This is a genomic window from Bradyrhizobium sp. S3.12.5 (assembly GCF_040548225.1).
In the GTDB taxonomy this organism is placed as follows: domain Bacteria; phylum Pseudomonadota; class Alphaproteobacteria; order Rhizobiales; family Xanthobacteraceae; genus Bradyrhizobium; species Bradyrhizobium cytisi.
Genome location: NZ_JBEPRF010000050.1, coordinates 1 through 8,789, shown reverse-complemented (window position 1 = coordinate 8,789; position 8,789 = coordinate 1). Strand labels below are relative to the sequence as shown.

Genomic DNA, 8,789 nt, shown 5'->3' with positions numbered 1-8,789 from the left:
CCAAATGGACGTCCTTTTTGCTGTCCAATCCCATCCAAACCTCCGTTCCAAGCCGGAGGCTTCTTCGCACATTCAATCTAACTCTGAAGCCAGGGTATCGGCTTCGCGCTTACGATCTTGCGGCGGATGTCGCGGATGATCCGGCCCAGCCGGCTGCGCAGGACGCGCAACTGTCGCTGATGCCGCCCGAACTGTTTGGCATGGGCATAGCGCCCCGCCATCATCGCTGCACCCTTGGCGATGCGGCAATAGGATTGCCGCAGCTTGACGCCATGCCTTCTCGCCGGGCGGTTGAGCCCCTTGATGGCTGCATGCAGCAGCTTGGCGTCGGTCGGGAAGGTGATGGCTTTGGGCTGCACCGTGGTGTCGAACCGTGACCCGCTTGAGGTCCTGGCTGCGTAACGCGCCGGCCTCGTGCGCCACCCGCAGGCTCTCGGCCAGCAACAGTTCCAGCCTGTGGCCGAGCCGCTTGCGCCAGTGGCTCAGGTCGGAGCGCTCGTGCGGGAAGGCATGCTGCAAGAACTCTTCGCCGGTGAAGAACTGGAAATACGGGTCGTGGACCCAGCGCTCGCAAATCCCCTCATCGGACAGCCCGTAAATGTGCTTTAGCAACAACAGTCCGATCACAAAGCGGCTCTCGATCCCCGGCCGGCCGTTCTCGCTGTAGAGCGGCGCGACCTCGTCGTCGATCCAGTCCCAGTCGATCTTGCCGGCAAGCAGAACAAGCTCGTGCTTCAGGTTGATGGTCTGGTCCAGCCGGGCCCGGAACAGATCGTTCGATCCCGTCGCCTTGTGCTTCTTCGGTCGCATCGTTCGCCCTCCGACACGCAGAGGGAATCATGCTTCGAAGTCAAGGGGAATCCAAAAAACGAAATTGCAGGCTTTGGGGCTCTCAAGCTCCAAATCCCTGCAATCTCAAACCTGCATCCCAACCGGAATGCGATTCCACATCAGATGCTTAGCCGTTCTTCACGGACGACTAAAGAATGCAGGCATCGGATTGCTTCTGCTGGGGAGAATGACGACGTAGGGGCTCAAACGGTGGGTTGCTTGGTCTCGCTCAAATAGGCCTCGTAGGCGAGCCTGATGCCCTCCTCGAGCGGGGTCATCGCCCGCCAACCGAGTTTTGCCAACCGGCTGACATCGAGCAATTTGCGCGGTGTGCCGTCGGGGCGTGACGTGTCAAAACTGATCTCGCCGGTATAGCCGACCGTTGTCGCGACCACGTGGGCGAATTCGGCGATCGTGATGTCCTTGCCGGTGCCGACATTAATGAGCTCGCCAGTCGAATAGACCTTCATCAGATGGATGCAGGCGTCGGCGAGATCGTCGACATAGAGGAACTCGCGCCTTGGCGTGCCAGTGCCCCAGACCGCGACGCTCCTCACGCCCGACGCCTTCGCCTCATGAAACCGGCGGATCAGCGCCGCGACGACATGGCTATACTCGGGATGATAATTGTCGCCGCGGCCATAGAGATTGGTCGGCATGACGCTGAGGAAGTCCGCGCCATACTGGCTGCGATAGGCCTCGACCATCTTGATCCCGGCAATCTTGGCGATGGCATAGGGCTCGTTGGTGGCTTCCAGCGGCCCCGTCAGCATCGAATCCTCGCGCAGCGGCTGTGGCGCGAGCTTAGGATAGATGCAGGAGGAGCCCAGAAACATTAGCTTCTCGCACCCGTTGACATGCGACGCGTGGATCACATTGGCCGCGATCGCCAGATTGTCGTAGAGGAACTCCGCGCGCATCGTGTCATTAGCGACAATGCCGCCGACTTTCGCCGACGCCAGGAAAACCACCTGCGGCCGCCTCGCCGCAAGCCACTTGTTCACCGCCGCCTGATCGCGCAGGTCGACCTCGCTCCGCGGCACCGTCAAAAGCTCGACATCCTCCTGTGCGAGCCGCCGGACCAGCGCCGATCCGACCATGCCGCGATGGCCGGCGACAAAGACCGTCTTGCCTTTCAGGTTAAACGGCGTGTTTGCCATTGGCCGCCTCCAACCTGGCCGCGGCGAGATCGCTTGCAACCATCTCCTTGACGAGCTCCGCAAAGCTCCTCTTCGGTTTCCAGCCAAGCTTCTCGCGCGCCTTGCTCGCGTCGCCGATGAGAAGGTCGACCTCGGTCGGCCGGAAATAGGTCGGATCGATGCGGACCATGGCCTTGCCGGACCTTGCGTCTACGCCGATCTCATCGATACCCTTGCCGCGCCATTCGACCGAGCGGCCGACTTCGGCAAAGGCGAGCTCGACGAATTCGCGCACCGAGCGCGTCTCCCCCGTCGCCAGCACGAAATCGTCAGGCGCATCGGCCTGCAGGATCATGTGCATGCCCTCGACATAGTCCCGCGCGTGGCCCCAGTCGCGCTTGGCCTCGAGATTGCCGAGATAGAGCGTGTCCTCCAGTCCGGTCTCGATGCGGGCGACGCCGCGGGTGATCTTGCGGGTGACAAAGGTCTCGCCGCGGATCGGGCTCTCATGGTTAAACAGGATGCCGTTCGAGGCATACATGCCATAGGCCTCGCGGTAATTCACCGTGATCCAGTAGCCGTAGAGCTTTGCTACGCCATAGGGCGAACGCGGATAAAATGGCGTGCTCTCCTTCTGCGGCACTTCCTGGACCAGGCCGTAAAGCTCCGACGTCGACGCCTGATAGAACCGCGTCTCCTTTTCCATGCCGAGGATGCGGATCGCCTCCAGGAGCCGGAGCACGCCGACGGCGTCGGCATTGGCCGTATATTCCGGGCTCTCGAAACTGACGCCGACGTGGCTTTGGGCGGCGAGGTTGTAGATTTCGGTCGGCCTGATCTGCTGCATCAGGCGGATCAGGTTGGTCGAGTCGGTCATGTCGCCGTAATGCAGCAGGAAAGGCACATTGCCCTCATGGCGATCATGATAGAGATGATCGACGCGGGCGGTGTTGAACGAGGACGATCGGCGCTTGATGCCGTGGACCGTGTAGCCGAGCCCGAGCAGATATTCGGCGAGATACGCGCCGTCCTGGCCCGTAGCGCCGGTGATCAGCGCAACACGTGCTCTAGAGTTATCGTCCACCATTATAGGATCGCGCTCCGTGCGATACAGCACTTTTGAAGATTCGTGCCACGTTAAGTTCCAGTTTAGTTCTAGCAAATTGGCTCATAGCATCGAGGCGGGTCCGGCGTCTATTGGAAACGCCTGAGGCTCTTCAAAAATGGACGGTAGTTGAAGTAATGTGCGAGACAACCTTTTTGAATCCTCTTAATACGGCAGGCGGGTTAAACACGAAATGACCTATTGGTTGTCATCTGGGCGGTAGACAGTGGGTTTTGCAGTTGCAGGTCAGGATGTCAGGATGATTACGATAAAACCGTTAGCGATGCTGAGACCGATGGTCGGGGAGGGGCGACGGTGGGCTAGTACACCAAGGTCTGGTCGCATGTCGCACCGGGAGCCGTGATCGGCGAGATCTGCAGCCCTGGGCAGAATATGTATGTCGAGCGCAACGCCATCGTGGGCAATGCGTGCCGACTCGGCAATTTCGCTCTCGATTCGATCGCCCATGTCATCGGCGTCCTTGTTCCCCATTCACCAGTTACGTCGCGCACAAAACATTATACGTTTCAGGAAGGATCTGAATGAAGGAAAATACTTCGCCCGAGCTGTTGTTATCGACGGAGCCAAAGTCCGGCTGGGTGTGGCTTCTCGGGATTGTCTTTGTTGCGCTCGGCCTCTTTGTCGCTCTTTCTCCGTTCGGGGTCACGCTTCCGGGGTTCGGACTTGACCCATCGTGGAGGGCGGTCCTCGGCGAAGCACCGGAACTGCGGATAGGCCTAGGGCGGGACATCGTCCTCACCTTCGGGCCGTTATCGGCAATCTATACGCATTGGCTTGCCGTCGATCGGTTGCCGCTTAATCTCGGGCTGTACGTTTTTCTGATCACAGCGTTATCCGTTCTGGTCGCGTCGCTTGCGAAGCGGGAGGGACGCTTTGGTGCGCTCGTGCTGTTCGGCTGCCTCGCGCTGACATGCGCAGATCCAATGGTCGACGCCGTTTTTTTCACGGCCCCGACGCTCACCGCTTTGGTTGCCATGTCCAGCACCGGACGCTCGATTAATTCAGTTGCTGTGGCCGGCGGACTGATCGCGACAGCGATAGCGGCGCTCACGAAATTCTCAATCGTACCGCTCGCGATACTGGATTTTCTGATTTGCGACATCGTGTTGGCCTGTAGCCGGCGGACGCCCTGCCTGACGGTCGGGTTCCTTGCGTTTTTCTTTGCGGGGTTTGCTGTGGTGGAGCAGCCTCGATCATTCTTCGACTTCGTTTGCGGCAGCATCATCATATCGGCCGGCTATTCGGAGGCGATGGCAGTCCCCGGCTCACTCGTGGAACTTGAAGGATTTGGAGCGGCCGGAGCCTTCGCTCTCGCCCTCATGCTCTTTTATGAGTTCGGAGCTCTTCGCGAGGGTCGCGTCAGAGGGCCTGACGCGACCGCTCGATGCCTGATCGTCTTGGCAATGGCTTTCATATCCTTCAAAGGCGGATTTGTACGCCAGGATCTTCACACGCTGATCGCATGGGCGGGAATGGCGCTCGCAGCGACGATTTATGCATTAGCAGCTCCCCGGACTTCAGCCTCCCTCGCCGATCGGTCGGTCTTGCCGCTTCTGCTCGGCCTTGCATTGTTCATCGCGGTTGTCGTCAATCCGCTGGTGTGGTCCAGCTATGGAACCACTGTTGCGCAGTCGTTCGCTCGGTGGCGCTCTCACATTTCGAGCGACTTTAGTGACACCACCGAGTTTGTGAAGCATCCTTCCACCTGGATTGCGCAAAAAAAGCATGAAAAAGAACTCGCCTGGGATCGTGTTCGCAAGATGTTGCCCCTTCCGGCGCTTACTGGAACGGTCGACACCCTGCCTTCTATCCAGTCGAGCGTTCTCGCACATGGGCTGAAGTACCAACCGCGATGGAGCTTTCAGGAATACGTCACCTTCGCTGCTCCGCTCAGCGAGAGAAACCTTGCTGACATCGAGACTGACGGGCCAGATTATCTTCTTTTCGACCCGGCTATCACCAATATCGACGGTCGGTATCCGTCCTTGGCCGAGGGGGCGTTGTGGCCTTTTCTGCTGAACCGATACGCACCCGTTTCGCAGGCCGGCTCGGTTCTAGTCCTCAAGCGACTTATCGCGCACGATCAGGTTGAGTTGCTTGGCCCTGCGACGGCGTCAACCATTCGATTTGGCGAGACCATGGCCCTTTCTGGGACGGCCCCCTTGTTCATGAAGGTCAAGATCAACAAGACGATCACCGGCCGCCTCGCAAATATTTTGTTTCGGGCATCTTTGGTGCACGTTCGTGTGACTCTTGCAGATGGCAGCACCGTGATCCATCGGATCATCCCGGCCATGGCCCAGTCGGGATTTATTATTAGCCCCTACATCGCGTCATCGACGGATTACGCTGCTCTGTCCCTGGGAGAACCACGAAGGTCGAACCGAGTTGTCGGCGTTTCATTCGAGTCGGGACGCTTGGGAAGCCTCATGTATGCTGAAAACGTCGCTTTGGAGCTACGAGAGGTCCGAATACCCGCTCTCAACTACATCACGAGCGCCAGTCCGGAGACGCGCCAATACGTCGACAAACACATTTACATGATGCGGTTGGCATCAAATCCCGGGATCAGCGTGGTGCCGGAGGGCCTGCTCGCCCATGCGCCCAAAACCGTCGAAATCACTGTGGACAAGCCCGCATCCCGCATGGTCGTCGGGTTTGGGCTGCGGGACCAGGCTTGGAGCCGGCCCGATGGGACGGACGGAGTCTGTTTTACGGTAACCCACGTAAACGGCGGTTCTGAGACCCCTTTGCTCCAGCGCTGTCTCGATCCGATGAAGAACGACGGCGATCGCGGCGAACAAGTCAACGAGTTGACAGCCGCTTTGAAGCCAGGAGATGTCCTGCGCCTTGAAACATCGTGCAACAAGGACTGTCGTTATGACTGGTCGTACTGGTCGCGACTCACCCCCGAGAATCCTTGACCTGCCACGATTCTTTTAAGAACTTCAGCCGTATCCGCGACCTAAATGCGGATGTGTGGTGAGAAACGGCTTTGATTGCTAAGATCGACTCAAAGGCAGTGGGGGAAATCTCAACGTGGATGCGGGGTTATGATGTCCCGTTACAAGCTAACCGCAGTCAATCTAACCGGATAAGCCGGCGATCTTTATATCTTCCGCGGCCGCCGCGGCGATCTGGTCAAGATTCTTTGGCACGATGGGTTGGGCATGTCGCTCTACGCCAAGCGCCTGGACCGCGGAAAGTTCATCTGGCCCTCGGCGTCGGATGGCGCGGTGTCGATCTCAGCGGCGCAGATGGCCTATATGCTGGAAGGGATCGACTGGCGGAATCCGCAATTGAGCTGGCGGCCGCAAAGCGCGGGCTGAGCGCAGAATCGGCAGCTTTTGCATTTTTGGGGAGTCCCATCGCGTCCGATCTGTGATTCACTGCGTCGCATGAATGCTGATCGCGACCCTGCTCCGGATGACGTAGCCGCCCTGAAAAAGGCGCTGGCAGCCGAGCGGACGAAGGGTTTAGAGATCGCCGCCGAGCTCGCGGTCGCCCACGCGAAAGCTGCCGAAGACGGTGCGCTGATCGCCCAGCAGAAGCTGCAGATCGCCAAGCTGAAGCATCAGATCTATGGGCAACGGTCGGAGCGTTCGGCACGGCTGATCGAGCAGTTGGCGCTGACGTTCGAAGAGCTGGAAGCCGACGCCACAGAGGACGAGCTTGCGGCGGAACGGGCTGTGGCCAAGACGACGACGGTAGGTAGATTTACGCGCAAGCGCCCTGAGCGTCAGACCTTCCCCGATCACCTGCCACGCGAGCGGGTGGTGGTCGACCCGCCGACCGCGCGCGAGTGCTGCGGCGGCAACCGCCTGCGCAAACTCGGCGAGGACGTGACGCGGACGCTGGAGGTGGTGCCGCGCCAGTGGAAGGTGGTCGAGACGGTGCGGGAGAAGTTCTCCTGCCGCGACTGCGAAAAGATCAGCCAGGCGCCAGCGCCGTTCCATGCCATCGCCTGGAGATGGGCTGGTCCGAGCCTTTTGGCCATGATCATGTTCGAGAAGTTCGGCCAGCATCAGCCGTTGAACCGCCAGGCCGAGCGCTACGCCCTGGAAGGCGTGCCGATCGCGCTGTCAACCATAGCGGACGCCGTGGGATCGGTCTGTGCGTCGCTGGATCCCCTCCTGCGCCTGGTCGAAGCCCATGTCATGGCGGCCGAGCGCCCTTCATGCCGATGATACGACCACGCCAGTGCTGGCCAAGGGCAAGACCGATACGGCACGATGCCGGATCTACGTCCGGGACGACCGGCCGTTTAGCGGTGCGGGTCCGCCGGCGGCGATGTTCTATTACTCACGCGACCGCGAGGGCGAGCATCCCCAGGCGCATCTGGCCCGATATGCCGGCATTCTGCAGGCCGACGCCTATGACGGGTACAACCAGCTCTATCTGGCGGGACGCCAGCCTAGGCCCGATCCGGGAGGCTGCCTGCTGGTCACACGGGCGGCGGCCGTTCTTTGCCATGGCCGACATTGAAGAGAATGCCCGGCGCAAGGCCGCCGGCAAGAAGGAGATCCCGCTCTCGCCCATCGCGGTCGAGGTCGTGCGGCGCCGGATCGACGCGCTGTTCGAGATCGCCTCTTAAGCCTCGTTCGGCGGCGTTGTTTGAGAGGCAGACCCGCCCATCCTCGAGGAACAGCGTGAAGCTCGCCCAGCGCCGCCTTGGCCAGATCGTGCCCACAGGACAGTTTGGCGAGTTGCTCCCGCATATAGACCTGAAGGTCCTCGAACAGAGGGCGGTTCAGCGTCTGCCGAACCTGAACGCGTTCCTCGGCACTCCTGCCATTGATGGAGCGTTCGCATCGCTCTGGGCCGAAAGTCCTGGTTGTTCTGCGGCTCCGATCGCGGCGGACGGCGTGCAGCGGCCATGTACAGCCTGATCGTCACCTGCAAAATGAACGGCATCGACCCGCAAGCCTGGCTGGCCGATGTTTTTGCTCGCATCGCCGCCCACCCGGCTCACCGGCTGGACGACGAACTGCTGCCCTGGAATTAGACGCCGGCATCAGCGCTCTCCGCTCGAGCGGCGGCATGACCAACAGATCCATTTGCACGCGACACTGCTTTGTCATTGCCGAATCCTCCGGGGCTTTCTTCCGGACGACAAGCTACGAGATGATCAACCAGACTGATGCGCAGTTGAAGGAGTTGGCTGACGGGAAGGCGCGGAACCGATACAATCTCCATCGAACATGCCGCCGGATCGAACATCCAGCCCGGCACCTGGAAAGAGCCGCTCACCCACGTCAACAAGGTCCATCACGTCACCACCATCAGTAAGCGCTTAGCCGCCACCGTATGGACGCAGGCTTGAGCACTCTGTCCGTGCGGTTGCGGCGCCATGACGAAGATCGGCGAGGACGTCAGCAAACGGCTCGACGTGATCCCGGCGCAATGGCGGGTGTTGGTCACGCGCCGCCCGAAATACATCTGTCGCCACTGCTCGCTTCGCGATCGGCCCTTGATCACAGCCTCGGCTCTCTCCTGCGCCGCGTCCAGGATGCCTTGCGCGATCTCCACGTCTTCCAGCGGTAAGTGATACTGATCTGGCCGCAGCTTCTCGGACTTCGTGCCGAACTTCTCGCGTCGCAATTCGCCGAGAATGACCTCCAGCCGACGCCGCGCTTCCTCCGATGCCGCCAGCGCCCCCTGATGCTCGCTCAAGGCCGCCTGCGTTTGCGCCA

7 protein-coding genes and 5 pseudogenes are annotated in these 8,789 nt (G+C 60.3%); 7 read left to right on the top strand and 5 right to left on the bottom strand.

The features are described 5' to 3' along the window. Positions 1-113 precede the first annotated feature (113 nt). The 3 genes and pseudogenes from ABIC09_RS37170 to gmd form a co-directional block, all read right to left on the bottom strand. Positions 114-810: pseudogene (locus tag ABIC09_RS37170) on the bottom strand (transposase); the annotation flags it as partial. A gap of 224 nt (positions 811-1,034) precedes the next feature. Then, positions 1,035-1,991, bottom strand: coding sequence for a GDP-L-fucose synthase (gene fcl / locus ABIC09_RS37165; protein ID WP_354112405.1), 957 nt, complete (start codon positions 1,989-1,991; stop codon positions 1,035-1,037). Continuing rightward, the gene (gene gmd, locus ABIC09_RS37160; protein ID WP_354112404.1) at positions 1,972-3,057 is read right to left on the bottom strand and encodes a GDP-mannose 4,6-dehydratase; all 1,086 of its coding nucleotides are present in this window, start codon (positions 3,055-3,057) and stop codon (positions 1,972-1,974) included. The genes fcl and gmd overlap by 20 nt, the downstream gene beginning before the upstream one ends. 560 nt (positions 3,058-3,617) lie before the next feature. Here gmd and ABIC09_RS37155 point away from each other — a divergent pair. The 5 genes from ABIC09_RS37155 (at position 3,618) to ABIC09_RS37535 (ending at position 7,690) form a co-directional block, all read left to right on the top strand. Then, the gene (locus ABIC09_RS37155) at positions 3,618-6,020 is read left to right on the top strand and encodes a hypothetical protein (protein ID WP_354112403.1); all 2,403 of its coding nucleotides are present in this window, start codon (positions 3,618-3,620) and stop codon (positions 6,018-6,020) included. 189 nt (positions 6,021-6,209) lie between these two features. Next, complete coding sequence (gene tnpB, locus ABIC09_RS37150) at positions 6,210-6,425, top strand: IS66 family insertion sequence element accessory protein TnpB (protein WP_354112406.1); 216 nt, start codon at positions 6,210-6,212, stop codon at positions 6,423-6,425. A gap of 69 nt (positions 6,426-6,494) precedes the next feature. Then, a complete protein-coding gene (locus ABIC09_RS37145; RefSeq protein ID WP_502917742.1) occupies positions 6,495-7,283 on the top strand; it encodes a transposase in 789 nt (262 codons plus the stop codon). 13 nt (positions 7,284-7,296) lie between these two features. Further along, a complete protein-coding gene (locus tag ABIC09_RS37540) occupies positions 7,297-7,581 on the top strand; it encodes an IS66 family transposase (protein ID WP_502917741.1) in 285 nt (94 codons plus the stop codon). Then, positions 7,568-7,690, top strand: a complete 123-nt coding sequence (locus ABIC09_RS37535) for a hypothetical protein (RefSeq protein ID WP_502917743.1) — start codon at positions 7,568-7,570, stop codon at positions 7,688-7,690. Before ABIC09_RS37540 ends, ABIC09_RS37535 begins: the two co-directional genes overlap by 14 nt. Here ABIC09_RS37535 and ABIC09_RS37140 read toward each other — a convergent pair. Next, a pseudogene (locus ABIC09_RS37140) lies at positions 7,682-7,904 on the bottom strand (IS66 family transposase); the annotation flags it as partial. The gene ABIC09_RS37535 and the pseudogene ABIC09_RS37140 overlap by 9 nt on opposite strands. Here ABIC09_RS37140 and ABIC09_RS37135 point away from each other — a divergent pair. Continuing rightward, positions 7,904-8,101: pseudogene (locus ABIC09_RS37135) on the top strand (transposase domain-containing protein); the annotation flags it as partial. The pseudogenes ABIC09_RS37140 and ABIC09_RS37135 overlap by 1 nt on opposite strands. Positions 8,102-8,425: 324 nt before the next feature. After that, a pseudogene (locus tag ABIC09_RS37130) lies at positions 8,426-8,551 on the top strand (IS66 family transposase zinc-finger binding domain-containing protein); the annotation flags it as partial. A gap of 95 nt (positions 8,552-8,646) precedes the next feature. Here the strand turns inward: ABIC09_RS37130 and ABIC09_RS37530 are convergent. Continuing rightward, a pseudogene (locus ABIC09_RS37530) lies at positions 8,647-8,697 on the bottom strand (hypothetical protein); the annotation flags it as partial. Between the last annotated feature and the right edge of the window lie 92 nt (positions 8,698-8,789).